Below are 21,801 nucleotides of genomic sequence, written 5' to 3' on the forward strand. Positions count from 1 at the left end.
ATATACAAATTTCAACCCTTAATCTATCAAATTATACCATTATAGTTTCATTCCACAATAAAGACAATTTCAAAAAAACATTAGAATTATTTGATAACAATTCTTTATTTAAAATTATTGATAAAAATGAAATTGCATTAAAAATTTTTTTTAGATTATAAAAATGATTGATCTTAATAATTTAAGTTTAAGAGAAAAAATTCTTATTTTTATTTTTTTAGCTGTATTTGCATTTTTTTTAGCTTTTAAAAGTTATGAATTTCTCTTTGATTTTGTTGCAAATGAACTAAATATTGATGAACAAAATATATATAATCAAAAAATAGAACTTTCTAATCTAAAAGCAAAACAAAAAGAATTACAAGACACTCTATTAAAACAAACACAAACAATCAATTCCTATAATAAACAAATCAATAAATTTAAATACAACTATGAAGAATACATTAAAGAAATAGAAATTTTAGCAAAAAAATATAATATTATTTTTGAAGATATCCAAAATTCACGCACAGAATTTAACTATATACAAAAATATAATGTTTTTTTAATAGCAAGAGGAGATTTTAAAAATTTATTAGAATTTCTCCTAGCCTTAGAAAATTCAAAATTTTATTTTAATATAAAAAATATCAATATAGAAAATCTAAAAAGCATTAATTTAGAACTTAAATTAATGCTTGATTTTGCAAGTTTAAAATAAAGGATAACAATGACATATAAACAAAAAATATCTTTATTGCAAAAAAATATGCTAAAAAATAAAATTGATATTTATATAGTTTTAAATTCTGATCCACATTTATCAGAATATTTAGCACAACATCATCAATGTATATCTTTTATGAGTGGCTTTAAAGGTTCTTATGGAGTACTTGTTTTTACGCATAATAATGCATTTTTATGGACAGATGGAAGATATTGGCTTCAAGCACAAAAAGAGCTTAAAGAAAGTGGAGTTATCTTAAAAAAACAAGATATAAATCATACTTTTAAAGACTGGATAAAAGAATATTGTAATTCTAAAACAACTATAGGAATTGATTTTAAAACTCTTCCCTTAACACTTGAAAAAGATTTAAAAAAATATTGCAATTTAAAACATTATGATTTAATTTCTAAAATTTGGATTAATCGACCAGAACTTCCAACATATAACATTTATGAACATTCTAAAAAATTTTATTCTTTATCTAGAATAGATAAGATTGCCTTAGTACGCAAAGAAATGAAACGATTAAATGCTAATGCGCATTTTATTTCTAGCCTTGATGATATAGCTTGGATTTTAAATTTAAGAGGAAAAGATATAGAGTTTAATCCACTTTTTTTTAGCTTTTTGCTTATTATGGAAAATCAGATTTTATTTTTTATCAATCCAAAAAAACTTAATCATTCTTTGAAAAATAAATTACAAAATGAAGGTATTATTTTAAAAAATTATGAAAACATACACGAAGAGCTTAAAAAACTAAATAATACAACACTTTTAATAGATCCTAACAAAACAACATCTTTTTTTATTCAAGGATTAAAAAACATTACAATAATACAAGATTTAAATCCAAGCACATATTTAAAATCTTGCAAAGATAAAAAAGAAATCTCTTGCATCAAAAAAGCTATGATAGAAGATGGTGTGGCACTTTGTCGTTTTTATTCTTGGCTTGAAGAAAATATTCATTTAGGTTTTAATGAATTTGAAATTGGAGAAAAATTAAGCAAATTACGCTCCATGAGTCCTTATTATATTAGTGATAGTTTTGCCAATATTGTAGGTTTTAATGCCAATGGAGCAATAATTCATTATAAAGCAGATGAAAAAAACTCATCTGCAATCAAAGGAAATGGTTTATTATTAATTGACTCTGGAGGTCAATATTTAAATGGAACAACAGATATCACACGTGTTTTTCCTATTGGAAAAATTAGTGCTAAACAAAAAAAAGATTATACTTTAGTTTTAAAAGCATTAATTTCAATTTCTACCACCATTTTTCCAAAAAATATTTCTATGCCTTTACTCGATAGTATCACTAGAAAACCTTTATGGGAACATCAAATAAACTACAATCACGGAAGTGGTCACGGGGTTGGATATTTTTTAAGTGTTCACGAAGGTCCGCAAAATCTTTCATATACAACTATGCCTTCTTTAAAAAATCAAACCAAAAAAGGTATGATAAGTTCATTAGAACCTGGTATTTATAGAAAAGATAAATGGGGAATAAGACTTGAGAATTTAGCTATTATTTTAGATATTGAAAAAGCTAAAGAGCAAGAATTTGGAAATTATTTATATTTTGAAACTTTAACTCTTTGTCCTTTTGAAAGAAAATGTATCGATATAAAATTATTAAATTCTAAAGAAAAAAAATGGTTAAACAACTATCACAAAGAAGTTTATAAAAAACTTCATAAAAAACTTCAAACAAAAGAACTTAAATGGTTAAAGAAAAAAACAGCTCCTATTTAAATTTTAGAGCTTTTTAAGCTTAAATAACCAAAAATATTAACCAATATGCTTGCAAACAAAAGCATTAAAATAGAGCTTTGAAAATTTTCAAATTTATCATGCATAAAACCTATAATCCAAGGAGCTTGTGCTGCTATAAGATATCCAAAACCTTGAGCAAAAGAAGAAAGTTTTGTTGCAATTTGAGCATTAGAACTTTTTTGCGCAATAAAAAGCAAAGCTATCCCAAAAACTCCACCCCAAGGAAAACCTATAAAAAAGGAGCATAAAATAATCATTTCCTTGCTATCAAAAAAGAACAATAAAGCAAAAGATATAACGTATAAACTACACAAAGTAGCTATATAAATACTATGAAAAGAATGTTTAATTTTTCCTAGAAGCAAGGGGCCAAACAAAGACACAGGCACAGCAACAATTTGCGCAAACAAAATCATATGCGTAGCAAATTCTTTAGAATATCCTTTTTCGATAATAAATTGAATATACCAAGAAAAAATACTATACGCTAAAAAACTTTGCAAACCCATAAAAAGCGTAACTTTCCAAGCTGTAGAATTTTTAAAAAGATTAATATTTTTTTTAATTTTCTTTTTAGTTCTTAAAAAACGTCCATTTTTTGCTTGAGGATAATAAATAATTAAAGCCAATAAAGCAAAAATCATCCAAAATGCCATTGAACCTTTTATACCTAAAAAATTAAGCAAAGGAATAGCTAGAAAAATACCAGCTATAGAAGAAATACTAAGCATTAAGCTATAAACACCCATCATAGAAGAAATTTTATTAGGGAATTTTTCTTTTATAAAACTTGGTAGTAATACATTTGCAATTGCGATACCACAACCTAAGAATAACATACCTAAAAATAATCCCAAATATCCAGCATAGGATCTTAAAAATTCTCCAATAAAAATGAGAACTATCCCCATTACCATAGTCTTTAAAGGTGAAAAATAACCCACAAAAAAGGAAATAACTCCAAAAGAAATTAAAGGCAAAGTAGTAAGCATACCTGCTAAAGTGGAATTAAGCAAATAATACTCTTTGATTGTATCAATAACAGGACCTATGGATGTTATAGGAACTCTTAAATTAAAGGCTATGGTAATAACTATAAAAAAATTGAGCCAAAAAATCTTTTTGTAAATAGAATACATATCACAATCATTTATTTAAAGGATTTAAAGGGGTAATTTTATCTAAAATAACTTAAAAATGTTTTATTAATATAATATTAATAAAACATTTATTGAAATCAAATCATTATTTAATTATTTTGGAAAAAAGCATCTAATTCTTTAATATTTGGCATTTCTGTGATTTCATTTACTAATTCTTTATAAACAATCTTACCTTCCTTGATTACAAATACAGCTCGCGCTAATAAACCCTCTAAAGCGCCATCTGCAATTAAAACACCATATTTTTCCCCAAATTCTTTTGCAACAAAATCACTTGCTACTATAATATTATCAATCCCTTCTGTAGAGCAAAATCTTCCCATTGCAAAAGGTAGATCCATGCTTACAACTATAACTTGTGCATTTTTATAAGAAGCTATTTTTTGATTAAATTCTCTTGCTTCTGTAGCGCAAACTGGAGTATCAAGACTTGGAAGGCTCAAAATAATTTGAGTTTTTCCTTCTTCTGCTATATTAACATCACTTAAATCTTTTGCTTTTAGTTTTACTTTTGGTGCCGATGCACCTACTTCTAAAGAATTGCCTTTTAGTTTTACTAAACTACCTTTGAAATTTACTGAATTCATTATTTATCCTTTTTTATAAAATAAAACATATCAATTTAATGTTTTTAAGAGTAATTATATCTTAAATAAATTTAATTATTTTTAATATTTGAATTAAAATTATTTTTTTATAGCTTTCCATGTATATTCTTTCCATGCTTTTTGTGCTTCTTTGCTTTGTATAAAATTAACAAATTCTAAAGCTTGTTTATTTTGAAGTCCTTTTTGAGTTGGAGCTATTTCAGCTGCACGATAAATTACAGCCTTATTATCTTTTATAAACAAAGCTTTTTCGCCTAAAGCCTTGGCCCAATGAGACCAAATGATTAAAACATCTATATTTTGATTATTGTTCCATTCATCTATTGCGGCTTTTGAATTTTTAGCATAAACCTTAATATTTTTACGCAACTTAACAAGATTTTCTCTTTTACCGCTTTTTAAAGCCATATCTTCATAAAGCCCCACTTGACCCGCTCCATCTACAACCATTATATTAACATCATTTTTTAAAATATCTTCAAAATTTTTAATATTTTTGGGATTATTTGGGCGCACTATAATTCCAGAAGGACGCACATTTAAAACATTTAAATTTTCCAAACTTAAATTTGGAATTTTTTTAATAAAATCATCCATCATAGAAGTATTACCAGAATAAATTAAATCAGCATCTTCTTTTGCCTTGTCAATCCAAGATGAAGTTGGGCCTGCAACTATAGTAACTTTTTCTTTTGTTTTTTCTTCAAATTTTTTTGCAAGTTCTTTTATAACAGGAGCCGGACCACCTGGACCATAAACTAAAATCTCAGCATTTAAAAAACTTGCCGCTATTAAGCTTGAAATAATTATTTTTTTCATTTAAACCTTTCATTAATATTTTTAAAACAAAAAATTTTAACGAGTTATGATTAATTAATTCTTGCAAAGTCCTGCTTCAAATAAAAAACAAGAAGGTTCAAAAGAAGTTTTTTTATTTTTATCATATTTTGCATAACTTAAATAAAGTATATTTTTAGCCCTAGTAACAGCAACATAAAATAATCTTCTTTCTTCTTCTAAGCTTCCACCCATTGAAATAAGTTTTTGATTAGGAAAGCGTCCTTGTGCTAAATCTATTACAAAAACTAAATCAAATTCAAGCCCTTTACTTGCATGTATGCTTAATAAATTTACTCCTTTACCATTATTCATTTCATTAGAGCCCAAGGCCAAAAAATTATAATATTTATAAATATCTGAATATTTTTTTGCTAAATCTTTTAAAATAAAAATCTTTGTATCAATTTTTTCTAAAATTTCTTTTTTTCTTAAAAGATCAACTTGCCCTGCTTTATTAGTTGCTCTTTTATTTGCAAGTTTTTCACAAATTTCAAGAAAAAAAGAATTTTTACAAATTAAATGAATTATTTCTATAGAATGTCTTTGCTCTTGTGCATTGCTTAAAAAAAGATAAATTTTTTCCAAATTTAAAGCACATTCTTTTGTGATTTTAGATAGTTTTAATACAGGATGAGAATTAAATTCACTTTCTAGATTAAAGCGTTTTTCATTAGCAAGCTCATTTAAATCTGAAAAAAGACCTAGTTCATAATTTTTTTTTGTAAAAGTAGTTAAATCTACATTTTTATCAGGTTTTAAAAAACCCTTAATCAAATTTCCGTGTCCAAGTTTTAATAAAGAATCAAAAATCTCCTTTGCTAAAACTCCACCTACTCCTTTAGAATAACCTATAAGATGGATAAAAGCCATAATATCTTTAGGATTTACAATTAAAGAAAGAAAAGAACAAAAAGCTTTTACCTCTAAACTTTCAAAAAAACTTGCACTTCCTTTTCTAACACAAGCAATTCCTTGTTCCTTTAAAGCTATTTCTATACCATCTGCACTAGAATTATTGCGGAAAATAACAGCAATTTCTTCTAAAGAAATACCGCTGGTTAAAATCATCTTTGCAATATTTTGATATTGTTCTATTAAATCTTCAAATTTTAATAAAGTTGGAGCTTTAAATTCATCATTTCTAGTTACAATTAACTCCTTAGGATAAAGTCTTTCATTGTTTAAAATAACTTTATTAGCTAAAGCCAAAATACTTCTAGATGATCTATAATTTTTATTTAAAGAAAAAATTTTTGCATCTTTAAAACGCTCCTTAAAACCACCTATAATATTAATATCGGCTCCATTAAAAGCATAAATACTTTGATCATAATCTCCAACACAAAATAAACTTTTTGAACAAAAAGTTTCAATTAAAGAACTCTGTAAAGCATTAGTATCTTGATATTCATCTACCAAAATTTCATCAAATTCAAATTTTTTATTTTTAATAAGCTCCTTAAGATATATCAATAAATCATTAAAATCAACATAATTAAAACGCTTTTTTTCTTCTTCGTATTCCTTAAGAATATCTTCATAAATTTCAGCGTAAATACTTTGTTCTTCATAATTTTGACAAAACCAATAATAAAATTCTTGCATAAAAGCTTTATTTTGAAATAAAGAATAAACATCATAAAGATAACTTGATTGATAAGGTTTAATATCGCTTAAATGAGAAAAAGTTCGCTTTTCATATATACTTTTAAGTAAAACTTTTAATTCTGAACTTTGTTTTAAAAGAATATTTTTATTCTCTTGCTTAAGCAAAGAATACGCTACACTATGAAATGTTCCTGCTAAAATTTTCTTTGTGATATCTTTATTGAAAAATTTTGATAATCTTGTAAGCATTTCTTTACTTGCTTTATTAGTAAAAGTTAAAAGCATAATTTTTTCAGGTTCAATACCTTGTTTTAAAAGATAAGCTATTCTTGCAACAATAGTTGAAGTTTTTCCTGTCCCTGCGCTTGCTATGATAAGATTATGTCCAAAATTAGTAGTAGCGGCAAGATATTGTTCGTTATTTAACTTCGAAAGAGGCATTATTTTCCTTATAAAAGTTAAATTATAAAAAAAAATTACTTAAAAATATAAAAATTTAAAATTACTTTATATTTGATTATAGTACAATACCAACTGCTTTACATTCTATTTAAGGAATAACAAATGAATTTTAAAATTTTTTCTATTATTGCTAGTATACTAATAGCTATTATTGCAATACTTGGCGGAACTTATTATTATCTTTTTGAATACTCAAAACCAAAAAATTATAATTTAAATAATAATTCTTACTCTGAACAAAAATCATATACCAACAACTATAATAATTCTTATTCATCTACAAATAAAGATTATTCAACACATAATACCAATATCGACAATAACATCATAAAAAAACAAGAAACCACCTCATTAAATGAAAATCAAAATTTAAACAACGATATAAACAATACAGTTACAACAAGTGAAATTAATGAAAATATAAATAATGATAGCAACGCAACTAATACTAATATTAATATAAATGAAAATAATAAAAGTTTAAATACAGATAACAATATAAGTAATACAACCACAACAGATGAAAATAATCAATATATAAATACTACAAATAATAATTCACAACAACTACAAAAAGAAGATAAACAAGCTAAAATAGAAGCTCTTAAAAAAGAAATTAGCAAACAACAAAAAATCTTAGAAAGAGAAAAGGCTATTAAAAAAGAACTTCAATCAAACAAATCAAATAAAAATAAATACTTAAATACAGCTAGAGAATATCTAAGTATAGGAAAAAATAGTCGCTTAGAACCAGAGCTTAGCACAGAAAATATGAAAGTTTATGTTTTAGATGGAAAATTCCTAAGTCAGTATAGAATTAATCTTTTAAAAGATATGTTAAATTCTATAGAAGATAATTCAAAAGATTATTATTTAAGCGTTTTTGTAAAAATGCTACCAAAAGGAGAAATGAAATTAACTATTTATAATAAAGAAATTATTTTTTCAGATATGAAAAAAGCTTATAAATATATCAATCTTAATCAATTAAGTCCTTATTTAAACAATCTTAGCACATTAAACCAACACGTAGCGCGTGAAGAAATCATAGAAAGACTCAAACTTCAAATAAAAAAAGAAGGCAAAGGAAGTGAATTTTCAAAACATATTAAAAGTTTAAAAACCGGACTTAATACGGCACAATACTTTTTTCCATTTTGCGAAATTATAGAAATTACTTCTATATAAATAAATTTAAGCAAAATGATAAAGGCAATTGATGTATGATAAAAATTTAGAAAAAAAATATTATCAAATTTGCGAAGAAAGAGGCTATTTTGAAATTGATTCAAATAAAGCCATTCAAAAAGATGGAAAAGTATTTTGTATTATGATGCCTCCTCCTAATGTTACAGGAGTTTTGCACATAGGGCACGCTTTAACTTTTACTTTACAAGATATCATCACACGCTATAAAAGAATGGACGGCTATAAGGTTCTTTATCAACCTGGACTTGATCACGCTGGTATTGCTACTCAAAATGTTGTAGAAAAACAACTTCTCGCCAAAGGTATAACAAAAGAAGAGTTGGGTAGAGAAAAATTTATAGAAAAAGTTTGGGAATGGAAAAAACAAAGCGGAGATAAAATTCTTAATCAAATGAGAACTTTAGGCATTACTCCAGCTTGGTCTCGCTTACGTTTTACAATGGATGAAGGACTTGTTAATGCGGTAAAAAAATCCTTTGTAGATCTTTACAATAAAAAGCTCATTGTACGCGGAAATTATATGATTAATTGGTGTACTCACGATGGGGCTTTAAGTGATATTGAAGTTGATTATAAAGAAACAAAAGGCAAGCTTTATTATATTAAATATTTTTTAAAAGATAGCAATGATTTTGTTACAATTGCAACTACAAGACCTGAAACCTTATTTGGCGATAGTGCTTTAATGGTAAATCCAAATGATGAGCGTTATAAAAATTTCATTGGAAAAGAAGTTATTTTACCTCTTTGCAAAAGAACTCTTAAAATAATTGCTGATGATTATGTTGATACAAATTTTGGAACAGGTATAGTTAAAGTTACTCCGGCTCACGATACAAACGATTATGAAATCGGCAAAAGACATAATTTAGAATTTATCACCATTTTTGATGAAAAAGGTATCTTAAATGAACATTGTTTAGAATTTCAAGGCTTAGAAAGATTAAAGGCTAGAGAAAAAATCATAGCTCAATTAGAAAAATTAGGTTTTATTGATAAAATAGAAGATTATACTCATCAAGTAGGATATTGTTATAGATGCAATAATATAGTAGAACCTTATATTTCAAAACAATGGTTTGTTAAAAAAGAAATTGCTCAAAAAAGCATAGAAAAAATCAATCTAAAAGAAAGTGAATTTTATCCTTCACACTGGATTAATAGTTTTAACGCATGGATGAGAGATTTAAAAGACTGGTGTATTTCAAGACAATTATGGTGGGGACACCAAATTCCTGTTTATTATTGTGAATGTTCTTATGAATGGGCAAGCCAAGAACAACCAAGCCAATGTCCAAAATGCGGGAGTAAAAATTTAACTCAAGATCCAGACGTCTTAGATACTTGGTTTTCATCAGGACTTTGGGCTATTAGTACTTTAGGCTGGGGTAATGAGCATTGGGGCGAAGGAAAATTATGGAACAAAGAAGATTTAGATGAATTTTATCCTAACTCTTTGCTAATTACAGGTTTTGATATTTTATTTTTCTGGGTAGCAAGAATGATGTTTCAAAGTAGTAATGTTTTTGAAAAACTACCTTTTAAAGATATTTATCTACATGCTCTTGTTAAAGATGAGCAAGGCAGAAAAATGAGTAAAAGCTTAGGTAATGTGATCGATCCAAATGAATGTATCAAAGAATATAGTGCTGATATTTTACGTTTTACCCTAGCACTTCTTGCTATACAAGGAAGGGATATAAAATTAAGCAATGACAAACTTTTGCAAGTTAGGAACTTTACCAATAAACTCTATAACGCAAGTAATTATTTGCTTTTAAATCAAGACAAATTTGAAGATCTGCAAAATATAGAATTAAAAAGCGATCTTGGAATTTACATTTATGCAAGATTTCAAGAATGTATTAAGAATGTAAGAGAAAATTTAGAACAATACCGTTTTAATGATAGTGCTAATATACTTTATAAATTTTTCTGGAATGATTTTTGCGATTGGGGTATAGAACTTAGTAAAGCAGATAAATCAAGTATTAAAGAGCTAGGCAGCATCTTTAAAGAAGCCTTAAAAGCTTTAAATCCTTTTATGCCTTTTATCAGCGAATATTTATATCATAAACTTAGCAAAAGTGATCTTGAAAATACTTCTTCTATTATGATAAGCACTTATCCAACTTTTGATAAAGAAAATTTAGAAATTAAAGAAATTTTTAATTTACTTATAGAAAGTATAGTCAGTATCCGCCGTGCAAAAAGCTTAATAGAGCTTGGAAATTCTAAAATTGAAAAAGCCTTTATAAAGCTAAATAACGCAAAACAAAAAAATAAATTAGAGCTTTATTCTCATTTTATTACCAATTTAGCCAAATGTGAATCGATCGAATTTACAGATACAAAAATACCAAATTCTGTTTGCGATGTAAGTGAAAATTTAGAAATTTTCATTGCTTTAGATAATATTGATTTAAGCGCTATTATCCAAAGATTAGAAAATCAAAAAGCAAAATTACAAAAAGAACTTTTAAAGCTAGATACTATGCTTTCAAATGAAAATTTTCTCAAAAACGCTCCAAAAAATATTATCGAGCAAAATACTAATACTTCAATCAGTCTAAAAGAACAACTTAAAAAGATTGACTTAGAATTAAAAAATTTAAAAGGGTGATTTTTGATAAAAATTACAAATTTAAAAAAATATTATCAGCAAAATTTAGTTCTTAATGATATTTCCCTAGAGATAAAAAAAGGAGAAATTTATGCCATTGTAGGTCATAGCGGTGCTGGAAAATCAACTCTTTTAAGATGTATAAATGGATTAGAAGATTATCAAGAAGGAAAATTAGAAGTTTTAGGAGAAGAAATTTCAAATTTAAAACAAAATTATCCAAAAAAACTTAGATTTTTAAGAAAAAATATAGGAATGATTTTTCAAAATTTTGCTCTAATCAATAGAAAAAATGTTTTTGAAAATGTTGCAATACCCTTAAGAATGCATTATAGTCAAAATAAGCTTTATTCAAAACTTTTTAAAAAAGATTTTATGAGCGAAAATGAACTTAAATCTAAAGTCAATGAGCTTTTAGATATAGTAGGACTTTTAGAAAAAAGTAAAGCCTATCCAAAAGAATTAAGCGGGGGACAAAAACAAAGAGTAGCTATAGCTAGAGCTTTAACACTTGATCCTAAAATTCTTTTAAGTGATGAAGCAACTTCAGCACTAGATCCAAATACCACTAAAAATATTTTAGAACTTTTACAAAAAATCAATAAAGAGCTTCACATAAGCATAGTTTTAGTAACTCACGAAATGGACGTTGTAAAAGAAGTGGCACAAAAAGCTATTTTGCTTGAAAAAGGTAAAGTTATAGGAGAAGGTTTGATTGATGAACTTTTTTTAAAGCCTAATCACAAAATGAAAGAATTTTTAGGTGAAAATGATTTTTTACCGGATAAAGGCTTAAATATCAAACTCTATTTTCCAAAAGAAATTGCTCAAAAAAGTATAATCACACATATGGCTAGAACGCTTAATATTGACTTTAATATAGTTTGGGGCAAAATAGAAAAACTAAATGGAAATGCTTTAGGTAATTTAGTCATTAACATTGATCAACAGGATAAAGAAAAAGTATTAAATTATATTGAAAAAAATAAAGTTTTATGGGAGATAGTATCTTGAATGAAAATTTTTTAGACAGAATAAAACAGTTTTATGATGACTTTTCCCTTCAAAGTATTAATACAACTTTAATTAATACTTTCCAAACTTTTCCAACAAATTTTGAAAACATTTTAAAAACAGCTTTAAATGAAACTCTTTATATGAGTTTTGTAGCGACTTTTTTAGGGTTTTGTTTAGCTATAATTCCTGCTATTTTACTCACTATATATGATAAAAATGGCTTAAAAGAAAATATTATTTTTTATAGAATTTTAGATTTTTTTATTAACACTTTGCGTGCCTTTCCTTTTCTTATACTTATTATCATACTTTTACCTTTATCAAAAATTATAATAGGAACGAGTATAGGAACAAGCGCAACAATTATACCTTTATCTATAGGTATAGCACCCTATTTAGCCAAAATGCTTGAAAGTGCTTTTAAAGAAGTTGATAAATCGACCATAGAAGCAGCTAAGTCTTATGGGGCCAATAATTTACAAATAATTTTTAAAATTATTTTTGTAGAAAGCTTACCAAATGTTATTAATAGTATAGTTTTAACTTTAATTTTTACCATAGGATTCTCAGCACTTGCTGGAACTATTGGTGGAGGTGGATTAGGAGATATTGCTATTCGCTACGGCTATGAACGCTTTAATACAGAAATAATGCTTCAAACAATTATTATTTTGCTTATTTTGGTTCAAATAGTTCAAATAATAGGAAATTTATTATACAAACTAAGCAAAAAATAATACCTATTTACTTAACTTTTTTATAATTTTAAAATTTAAAACTAAGGAAAAAAATGAAACTAAAAGCTTTGGTATTATTATTTTTTTTAACCTATCTTAATCTTAATGCAACTGAGACCATAAGTATTGCAGCTTCGCCTGTTCCACATGCACAAATTTTAGAACAAGTTAAACCAGATTTAGAAAAACAAGGCTATAAACTTGAAATCAAAGAATTTACTGATTATGTTTTGCCTAATTTAGCCGTTAATGCTAATGAAGTAGATGCAAATTTTTTTCAACACGAACCTTATTTAAAAGAATTTAACAATATCAAAAAAACAAGACTAGTTAAAGTAGCCGCTATTCATATAGAACCTATGGCGATATATTCTAAAACATATAAAAACTTAAATGATATCAAAGAAGGAGCAAAAATTGCTATCCCAAATGATCCTACTAATGAAAGTAGAGCTTTAGATCTTATAGGTAAAAGCGGATTGATCTCTTTTAAAAATTCTGCCCTAAAAACTCCACTTGATATTATAGATAATCCTAAAAAAATAAAATTTATAGAATTAAAAGCAGCACAACTCCCAAGAGCTTTAAATGATGTTGATTTTGCTATCATTAATTCAAACTATGCGCTATCAGCTGGACTTAATCCTTTAAAAGATTCTGTTTTAATTGAAGATAAAGATAATCCTTATGTAAATATTATAGTTGTTAAAGAAGGAAATGAAAATAATCCTAAAATTAAAGCTTTAATTAAAGCGCTTCAAACTGAAAAAGTGAGAAATTTTATTTTAGAAAAATATAATGGTTCCATTATTCCAGCATTTTAAAAAATGATACAAGTTTTAAAATGAAAAAAATACTTTTTTTTATTTGTATTTTTAACTTATGTTTTGCAAATAATATAGAAAAAGTTAAATTAGCCTTAAGTAAAGAATTACAAAATAATTTTAGTAATATTATTATTACTAAAATTGATATTATGAACACTTCATTGCCTAAAGATTTTGATCAATACGAATTTTTAAGATTAGCCAATGCAAAATTTAATAAAGCTCAAGGCTTTTTAAGAGCAGAATTTAAAACACCACAAAATATTCAAAAAAATATTTTTTTTCGTTATTTTGTTGATGCGGATATTGAAATTTTAAAATCAAAAAAATCTATACTTAAAGGAGAAAAATTAAGTCCTTTAGATTTTGATAAAGCTTTAATGGATTTTGATAAAATCCCATTAAATGCTTTAAGTGCAGAAGAAGCAAAAAATTTAGTAGTCAAAGTTAATATAAACAAAAATACAATTTTAAAAAGAAATATGTTTAAAATTAATGCTTTAATCAAAAGAAATGATCCTATTATAGGTATATTAAGAGATTCTAACATAGATATACAAATAGAACTAACCGCTTTAGAAAATGCTAATTTAGGCGAAAGAATAAAAGCTAAAAACAAAGAGGGTAAGGTAATGCAAGGTATAGTAAGTGGAAAAAATAGGATACTTTTACAATGAAAATTTTATTAGGAATTTCAGGCTCTAGTAGTGTTAATTTAGGATTAAAATTACTCAAGCACCTAGAAAAAGAAAAAATTGAAACTTTTTGCATTGTAAGCAATGGAGCAAAATTAAGCTTTTATAATGAAAATCATAAAGACTTAAAGCTTTTATGTAAAGAAGAATTTAAAAAAACAATTTTTTTTGAAAATGATGATTTAAGCGCGGCTGTTTCAAGTGGATCTTTTAAAATAAATCAAACCATCATTGCACCCTGCTCTATCTCAACCTTAGCTAAAATTCATTCAGGGTTTGCAGATACCTTGCTTACAAGAGCTTGTGCAGTTGCTCTAAAAGAAAGAAAAAAATTAATTTTAGCTGTAAGAGAAATGCCTTTTTCAACTTTAAATTTAGAACATATGGCAAAACTAAGTATGCTTGGAGTTATAATAGCTCCACCAATTTATGCTACATATTCCAAAATAAAAAGTCTAGAAGATCTTGATAATTTTATCATAGGAAAATGGCTTGATCTTTTAGATATTGAGCATAATTTATACAAAAGATGGGAAAAAATTTAAAATAAAAGGATAAAAATAAAATGACTTGTTTATATCCAGGAACTTTTGATCCTATTACCAATGGGCATTTAGATGTGATTAAAAGAGCACTTAAAATTTTTGATAAAGTTATAGTTGCCATTGCAAAAAGCGAACATAAAAAGCCTCATTTTACATTAGAACAAAGACAAAATTTAGCCTATATTGCTACAAAAAATTTAAAAAATATAGAAATTGTTAGTTTTGATACCCTACTTGTAGATTTAGCAAAAAAACTTGATGTAAATATCATAATTAGAGGCTTAAGGGCTGTAAGCGATTTTGAATATGAACTTCAAATGGGTTATGCAAATAATTCTTTATGCAAAGATTTAGAAACCGTCTATTTAATGCCAAATTTAAAAAATGCTTTTATTTCAAGCTCTATAGTAAGATCGATTATTACACATAATGGCGATGTAAGCACTTTAGTACCTAAAGAAATTTTACCTTTTTTAAAGGATGAAACTTGTATGTAGTATTTGAAGGCATTGATTGCGTAGGAAAAAGCACTCAAATTGAACTTTTAAAAAAATGTTTTAAAAACGCTATTTTTACAGCTGAACCAGGTGGAACAGAACTTGGCAAACATTTAAGAGAACTTTTACTAAACAAATCTCATAAAATCGATAAAAAAGCTGAGCTTTTGCTTTTTTTAGCAGATCGTGCCCAGCATTACGATGAAGTCTTAAAAAAAAATCAAGACAAATTAATCATTTCTGATCGTAGTTTTATCTCAGGTATAGCTTATACTAATAAAGCTTTTGACAAAAATTTACTTTTTGAATTTAACGCTTTTGCCTTAAATTACCACTTCCCGCAAAAAATAATTTTTTTAAAAGCTCACAAAGAACTTATAAAAGAACGCTTAAGTAAAAAAAAGTTAGATAGTATAGAAAAACGCGGTATTGATTATTTTCTAAATGTCCAAAACGAGCTTGAAGAAACTCTAAATTTTTTAAAAGAAAAAATCGATTTTAAACTCTTAAAATTAAATGCTGATAATTCAAAAGAAAATCTACATCAACAAATAAAGGAATTTTTAAAATGATAAATGCTTTAAAAGGAATGAAAGATTTATTAGATAAAGATGCATATTACTATGAAAAAGTGATTAAAACTTGCGAAGAAGTTGCAAAAAACTATGGTTTTAGCTTTATCAACATTCCACATTTAGAACTTTGCACTCTTTTTAAAAGAAGCGTAGGAGAAAGCTCTGATATAGTAGGTAAAGAAATGTATGAATTTATCGATAAAGGCCAAAATCACGTTTGTATGCGTCCTGAAGGAACTGCTGGAGTGGTGCGCGCTTATATAGAAAAAAAAATGGATAAAAATAATGCTATAAAACGTTGGTTTTATCATGGTTCTATGTTTCGCTACGAAAGACCACAAAAAGGACGCTTAAGAGAATTTCATCAATTTGGAGTTGAAAGCTTTGGAAATGCAAGTGTTTATGAAGATGCAAGTATCATTTTAATGTTAGTAGAAATTTTTTCACGCTTAAATATCAAATTTAAATTACTTATTAATTCCTTAGGTTGTTTAGAGTGTATGCCAAAATACCGCACAAATTTAGTGCGATTTTTAGATTCTAAAGAAGGTTTTTGCGAAGATTGTTTGCGTAGAAAAAGTTTAAACCCTATCCGTGTTTTAGATTGCAAAAATGAACACTGCCAAAATTTACTCACAAATGCTCCACTTTTAAGTGAAAATTTATGCTCTTCTTGTCAAAAAGATTTTGAAATTTTGCAAAAAATTTTAAAAGAAAATAATGTAAATTTTGAAATAGATCCTAAATTAGTAAGAGGGCTTGATTATTACTCTAAAACAGCTTTTGAATTTATTAGTGATGAAATTGGCGCAAAAGCTGCTATTGCAGGTGGGGGTCGTTATGATAAACTTATTGAATACCTTGATGGAAAAAGCGGTTTTGGCGTTGGCTTTGCTATGGGTATAGAAAGAATTATCGCTATCTTAGAACAAAAAGAAGAAAAATTACAAAGAGAAGGAATTTATCTTTGCTCTATGGATGAAAAATACATAACAAAACTTTTAAAACTCGCAACACAACTTAGAAAAAAACATAAAGTCATTCTAAGTTATGAAGCCAAAAAACTTGCTAAACATTTAGAATTAGCTGATAAAAATCAAAATTTAATCTTTCTTTGCATGGGGGAAAATGAAGCAAAAAATGAAAGTTTATTCTATAAAAATTTAAATACAAAAAAAGAAGAGCAAATTTTAATTAAAAATTTGGAGAATGTATTATGACAAATTACGGCATTGACATTTGGGGAGATAATAATTTTATCATTAAAAATGGTAAAGTATGTATCAATCATGGAGAAAATCCAGCCATTATCGATATAGTTAAATCTCTACGTGATGATGGCTATAAAGGTCCTTTGCTTTTACGTTTTCCACACCTTATACAAAAACAAATTGAAAATATTTATGGAAGTTTTGATAAAGCTAGAAAAGAATTCTCTTATAAAGGAAATTTTAACGCTGTTTATCCCCTAAAAGTAAATCAATACCCAGGTTTTGTTAAAAATCTTGTCAGACTTGGAAAAAATTATAATTATGGATTAGAAGCAGGTAGCAAGGCTGAACTTTTACTTGCTATGGCTTACAATAATGAAAAAGCACCTATTACAGTTAATGGCTTTAAAGATAGAGAACTTATCAATATAGGTTTTATAGCTGCTGAAATGGGACATAATATCACCTTAACCATAGAAGGACTTAATGAACTAAAAGCCATCATTGATATAGCAAAAGAGCGTTTTAAACCAAAACCAAATATAGGCTTAAGAGTGCGTCTTCATTCAGCAGGAGTTGGAATTTGGGCAAAAAGCGGAGGAATTAATTCAAAATTTGGTCTTACTTCAACTGAGCTTATAGAAGCTATCAATTTATTAAAAGAAAACAAACTTTTAGATCAATTTACTATGATTCATTTTCATCTAGGATCGCAAATTACAGAAATTCACCCTTTAAAAAAGGCTCTTAATGAAGTGGGAAATATTTATACCGAACTTAGAAAAATGGGAGCAAAAAATTTAAAAGCCATTAATCTTGGCGGAGGCTTAGCCGTAGAATACTCTCAATTTAAAAATGATAAAAGCAGAAATTATACTCTAAGAGAATACGCCAACGACGTTGTTTTTATCTTAAAAAATATTGCCGAACAAAAAAAAGATCTTGAACCTGATATTTTTATAGAAAGCGGTCGTTTTGTAGCTGCAAATCACGCTGTATTAATTGCCCCTGTATTAGAGCTTTTCTCACAAGAATACACAGAAAGCAAACTTTTGCTTAAAAAAACAAATCCCAAGCTTATCGACGAGCTTTATGATCTTTACAAAAGCATAAAACCTTCCAATGCCTTAGAATATTTACATGATAGCATAGATCATCTAGAAAGCATTTTAACCCTTTTTGATTTAGGTTATGTAGATTTACAAGATAGATCCAATGCCGAAATTCTAACTCATCTAATCACAAAAAAAGCCATACTATTAGTAGGAGATAAACAAAATACCACAGATTTACTCGCTATACAAGATGAAGTGCAAGAAAGATATCTAATCAATTTTTCACTTTTTCAAAGTATGCCTGATTTTTGGGGCCTAAATCAAAATTTCCCTATAATGCCTCTTGATAGATTAGACAAAAAACCTACAAGAAGTGCAAGCATTTGGGATATAACTTGTGATAGTGATGGAGAAATCGCATATTCTAAAGACAAACCTTTATTCTTACACGATGTAGATTTAGAAAAAGAAAATTATTTCTTAGGATTTTTCTTAGTAGGTGCTTATCAAGAAGTTTTAGGAATGAAGCACAATCTTTTTACCCATCCAACCGAAGCAACAATTAGCATAAATCAAAAATCCTATGAAATAGAAAGCATTATAGAAGCACAATCTATTCTTGATACTTTAGAAGATCTAGACTATGATATACACGCTATTATGGATATATTAAATGAAAGAATCACTAATTCAAAACTAGTAGATGAAAAACAAAAAAAACATATCTTAGGAGAATTATATCTTTTCTTAAATGACAATGGTTATTTAAAAAGCATAGATGGAAAAGAAAGTTAATATAAGCAGTAAAATACTACTTATATTAAATTCTCAGTAAAAATCTTAAGTTATATCTTACTTATTTAACAAATATTACCAATTTACCACATTTTTGATTTTAATTAGAGTTTTTTATATTTTTTCAATGCTCAAATATATTTTTTTGATAGAATAAAATAAAAAATTAAAGGATAAAAATGCTTACAAAAAGATCTAAAGTTTTAGAAGAATCTATCACTTTAGCTATTGCCACACTTGCAAATGAGCTTAAAGCCAAAGGCGAAGATATCATAAGTCTTTCAACCGGAGAACCTGATTTTGACACACCAAAAGCCATAAAAGATGCTGCTATAGTCGCTATTGAAAAAGGTTGCGGAAAATATACTGCTGTTGTAGGTTTAAATGAAGTTTTAAAAGCTATACAAACCAAACTCAAAAGAGATAACAATCTTGATTATGAAATAAATGAAATTATCACAAACGTTGGTGCAAAACATTCTTTATTTGAATGTATAGAATGTCTTGTTGAAGAAGGTGATGAAGTTATTATCCCTACTCCTTATTGGGTAAGCTATCCTGAAATGGTAAAATTTGCCGGAGGCAAGCCTGTATTTATAAAAGCTTTAGAATCAAATGGCTTTAAAATCACAGCGCAACAACTTAAAAATAGCATTAGTGATAAAACTAAAGTATTGATGTTAAACTCTCCATCAAATCCCGTAGGCTCAATTTACTCCAAAGAAGAACTAACCCAAATTGCCAAAGTTTTAGAAGGCACAAATATCGTAGTATTAAGCGATGAAATTTATGAAAAACTTCGTTATGATAATTTTGATTTTACAGCTTTTGCAAGTATAAGCGAAGATGCGTTAAAACGCACTGTAACTATAAATGGACTTAGCAAATGCGGAGCTATGCCAGGATGGCGTTTTGGTTATATGGCCAGTAAAAATAAAGACTTAATTTCAGCTGTTAAAAGACTTCAAGGACAAAGCACCTCAAACATTTGCTCCATCTCTCAATACGCAGCTATCCCGGCCTTAAATGGAGATTGCGATAAAGATATAGAATCAATGCGTCAAATCTTTGAAAAACGTCGCAATCTAGCTCTAAGTATACTAAACAATACTCCAAAAATTAGTGTATATAAACCAGAGGGTGCTTTTTATCTTTTTGTAAATATACAAAAAATCGAAAAAGATTCTATGAAATTTTGTCAAAAACTATTAGAGCAAGAAAAAGTTGCTGTTGTTCCAGGCATAGGATTTGGCATGGATGGATATTTTAGACTTTCATATGCCACTAGCAATGAACTCATTACAAAAGGCTTAGAAAAAATAAGTCATTTTATCACAAATTATAAGTAATATTATGAAAAGACCTTTACCCTTTATATTAGCTGCCACAAACAATGGAACAATGATCATCAATCATCTAGATAGACACGATACACCAAAGGGAAGTTATGGAGTTGGTTTTCAATTTTTAAATTATGGCAGTTTTGATCCAGAAGAAATTGATCTTTGCCTTACTCTTTTAAAATTGCGTAGAAAATATTATAAAGATAATGTTTTTGCGATAGACTGCGGTGCAAATATCGGTGCTCATACTATCAAATGGGCTATAGAAATGCAAGATTGGGGGGAGGTATTAGCTTTTGAAGTACAAGAAAGACTTTTTTATGCTTTAGCAGGAAATATAGCAATTAATAATTGCTTTAACGCAAAAGCAATACACGCGGCTATTGGCAATCCCCATAAAAATCAAAAAGAGCTTGAAATTTTAGTTCCAGATTATACCCAAAAAGCCTCTTTTGGTAGTTTGGAGCTAAAATCAAATAACGAATTCATAGGACAAATGCCTCAAAAAAAAGAAAAAGTTCCTTATCTAAAACTTGATAGCTTTGCTTTTAAAAGACTTGATTTTATTAAGATAGACGTAGAAGGTATGGAACAAGAAGTTTTACTTGGTTGTCTAAACCATCTTAAAACTTTTAAACCTATATTACAGATTGAAATTATTAAATCAAATTCTCAAGATATCATTGATAAATTAAAAAATTTAGAATATGAAATTTTCCAATCTGGGATCAATATTTTAGCCATTCACAAAACAGATCCTGTGATCAATCATTTAAACAAGTCATAAATTGCATTAAGGCTTCTTAAGCACAGCACTAACCCTTTGAATGCTATCAAATTTACTTAAACTAAGCCTTATAATAGAATCTTGTATTCCACCTAAAGAATGAGACACATTTGCTGCTAAGCTTATCATATCTAAAGCATTTAGTTCTAATTTCTTATTTTCTACTTCAAACCAAATTTTACCGCTTAAAACCTGAACATGTATAGCAAATGGAGCCTTATGTTCTTTCATGATGCTATCTTTAGCCATTAAAATTTGAATTTCCTTACCACTTTCATTGTCGATTAAAATATTGATTTTAACTTCCTTTGGGCTAAAATCCGCCCTGCTCCATTTTGTAACTTTCATAAAAACTTCCTTTTTGATTTGATTGTAACAAAAAACCAAATGTAAATTATAAACCTATGTTAATTTTTACAATTATTAAGATAGATTTTCAAATTGATTAAATATTTGTAACTTTAATTTTATGATATTTTAAAATTTTATATATATTTTTATCTTTTTGTTATTTATTATTTTATTATCCAATATAAACCTTATATAATTTAAATTATTTAAAAAACAATCTAAAAACCAAAAAAAATATTTTTTATATAAATAAAGCTCCAATATATTTTAAATTTAAAAATAAAACTAATATTATTTAATAGTTTTATTTTTATTCTTTCAAAGATTATTATATTAAACTGATTAGTTTTTATTTT

Annotated in this window: 19 protein-coding genes and 1 pseudogene; 15 read left to right on the plus strand and 5 right to left on the minus strand. The window is 26.9% G+C overall.

Annotated features, from left to right (window positions below; genetic code table 11):
• The first annotated feature begins 163 nt into the window (after positions 1-163).
• Together JG676_RS06510 and JG676_RS06515 are read left to right on the plus strand one after the other, a co-directional pair.
• Positions 164-703: a hypothetical protein gene (locus tag JG676_RS06510; RefSeq protein ID WP_200217698.1), complete on the plus strand. Its 540-nt coding sequence runs from the start codon at positions 164-166 to the stop codon at positions 701-703.
• 9 nt (positions 704-712) lie between these two features.
• Positions 713-2,476, plus strand: coding sequence for an aminopeptidase P family protein (locus JG676_RS06515; protein WP_200217699.1), 1,764 nt, complete (start codon positions 713-715; stop codon positions 2,474-2,476).
• Here JG676_RS06515 and JG676_RS06520 read toward each other — a convergent pair.
• From JG676_RS06520 to JG676_RS06535, 4 genes are all read right to left on the minus strand, one after another.
• Positions 2,473-3,636, minus strand: coding sequence for an MFS transporter (locus JG676_RS06520; RefSeq protein ID WP_200217700.1), 1,164 nt, complete (start codon positions 3,634-3,636; stop codon positions 2,473-2,475). The genes JG676_RS06515 and JG676_RS06520 overlap by 4 nt on opposite strands.
• A 110-nt stretch (positions 3,637-3,746) precedes the next feature.
• On the minus strand, positions 3,747-4,247 hold the full coding sequence (gene tpx / locus JG676_RS06525; protein ID WP_200169991.1) for a thiol peroxidase: 501 nt from the start codon (positions 4,245-4,247) through the stop codon (positions 3,747-3,749).
• Between the two features lie 99 nt (positions 4,248-4,346).
• Complete coding sequence (locus tag JG676_RS06530; RefSeq protein ID WP_200217701.1) at positions 4,347-5,087, minus strand: extracellular solute-binding protein; 741 nt, start codon at positions 5,085-5,087, stop codon at positions 4,347-4,349.
• Between the two features lie 54 nt (positions 5,088-5,141).
• Positions 5,142-7,157 (minus strand): ATP-dependent helicase, encoded by a 2,016-nt coding sequence (locus JG676_RS06535; RefSeq protein ID WP_200169989.1) that lies wholly within the window; start codon positions 7,155-7,157, stop codon positions 5,142-5,144.
• Positions 7,158-7,280: 123 nt separating this feature from the next.
• Here JG676_RS06535 and JG676_RS06540 point away from each other — a divergent pair, with 123 nt between their 5' ends.
• The 13 genes and pseudogenes from JG676_RS06540 to JG676_RS06600 all read left to right on the plus strand — a co-directional run bounded on the left by JG676_RS06540 (position 7,281) and on the right by JG676_RS06600 (position 21,094).
• Positions 7,281-8,366 carry a hypothetical protein gene (locus JG676_RS06540; RefSeq protein WP_200217702.1) on the plus strand — a complete coding sequence of 362 codons (1,086 nt, stop codon included), beginning with the start codon at positions 7,281-7,283 and terminating at the stop codon, positions 8,364-8,366.
• A 31-nt stretch (positions 8,367-8,397) separates the two neighbouring features.
• A complete protein-coding gene (locus JG676_RS06545) occupies positions 8,398-11,010 on the plus strand; it encodes a valine--tRNA ligase (protein ID WP_200217703.1) in 2,613 nt (870 codons plus the stop codon).
• A gap of 3 nt (positions 11,011-11,013) precedes the next feature.
• Positions 11,014-12,024, plus strand: coding sequence for a methionine ABC transporter ATP-binding protein (locus JG676_RS06550; RefSeq protein ID WP_200169986.1), 1,011 nt, complete (start codon positions 11,014-11,016; stop codon positions 12,022-12,024).
• A pseudogene (locus JG676_RS06555) lies at positions 12,006-12,758 on the plus strand (methionine ABC transporter permease); the annotation flags it as partial. The gene JG676_RS06550 and the pseudogene JG676_RS06555, both read left to right, overlap by 19 nt.
• Positions 12,759-12,817: 59 nt before the next feature.
• Positions 12,818-13,588: a MetQ/NlpA family ABC transporter substrate-binding protein gene (locus tag JG676_RS06560; protein ID WP_200169985.1), complete on the plus strand. Its 771-nt coding sequence runs from the start codon at positions 12,818-12,820 to the stop codon at positions 13,586-13,588.
• A gap of 20 nt (positions 13,589-13,608) precedes the next feature.
• Complete coding sequence (gene flgA / locus JG676_RS06565) at positions 13,609-14,268, plus strand: flagellar basal body P-ring formation chaperone FlgA (protein ID WP_200217704.1); 660 nt, start codon at positions 13,609-13,611, stop codon at positions 14,266-14,268.
• Complete coding sequence (locus JG676_RS06570) at positions 14,265-14,831, plus strand: UbiX family flavin prenyltransferase (protein ID WP_200217705.1); 567 nt, start codon at positions 14,265-14,267, stop codon at positions 14,829-14,831. The genes flgA and JG676_RS06570 overlap by 4 nt, the downstream gene beginning before the upstream one ends.
• Positions 14,832-14,851: 20 nt before the next feature.
• On the plus strand, positions 14,852-15,328 hold the full coding sequence (gene coaD / locus JG676_RS06575) for a pantetheine-phosphate adenylyltransferase (RefSeq protein ID WP_200169982.1): 477 nt from the start codon (positions 14,852-14,854) through the stop codon (positions 15,326-15,328).
• Entirely contained in the window at positions 15,319-15,900 is a 582-nt protein-coding gene (gene tmk, locus JG676_RS06580) for a dTMP kinase (RefSeq protein WP_200169981.1), read from the plus strand. The genes coaD and tmk overlap by 10 nt, the downstream gene beginning before the upstream one ends.
• Positions 15,897-17,123 (plus strand): histidine--tRNA ligase, encoded by a 1,227-nt coding sequence (gene hisS / locus JG676_RS06585; protein WP_200217706.1) that lies wholly within the window; start codon positions 15,897-15,899, stop codon positions 17,121-17,123. The genes tmk and hisS overlap by 4 nt, the downstream gene beginning before the upstream one ends.
• The gene (gene speA / locus JG676_RS06590) at positions 17,120-18,964 is read left to right on the plus strand and encodes a biosynthetic arginine decarboxylase (protein ID WP_200169979.1); all 1,845 of its coding nucleotides are present in this window, start codon (positions 17,120-17,122) and stop codon (positions 18,962-18,964) included. Before hisS ends, speA begins: the two co-directional genes overlap by 4 nt.
• A gap of 179 nt (positions 18,965-19,143) precedes the next feature.
• Positions 19,144-20,313 carry a pyridoxal phosphate-dependent aminotransferase gene (locus tag JG676_RS06595; protein WP_200217707.1) on the plus strand — a complete coding sequence of 390 codons (1,170 nt, stop codon included), beginning with the start codon at positions 19,144-19,146 and terminating at the stop codon, positions 20,311-20,313.
• Between the two features lie 4 nt (positions 20,314-20,317).
• Positions 20,318-21,094: an FkbM family methyltransferase gene (locus JG676_RS06600; protein WP_200217708.1), complete on the plus strand. Its 777-nt coding sequence runs from the start codon at positions 20,318-20,320 to the stop codon at positions 21,092-21,094.
• Between the two features lie 6 nt (positions 21,095-21,100).
• Here JG676_RS06600 and JG676_RS06605 read toward each other — a convergent pair whose 3' ends face one another.
• Positions 21,101-21,442, minus strand: coding sequence for a cupin domain-containing protein (locus JG676_RS06605; protein WP_200169976.1), 342 nt, complete (start codon positions 21,440-21,442; stop codon positions 21,101-21,103).
• Positions 21,443-21,801 lie beyond the last annotated feature (359 nt).

The sequence above is a fragment of the Campylobacter sp. 2018MI34 genome (assembly GCF_016598975.1).
Classification (GTDB): domain Bacteria; phylum Campylobacterota; class Campylobacteria; order Campylobacterales; family Campylobacteraceae; genus Campylobacter_D.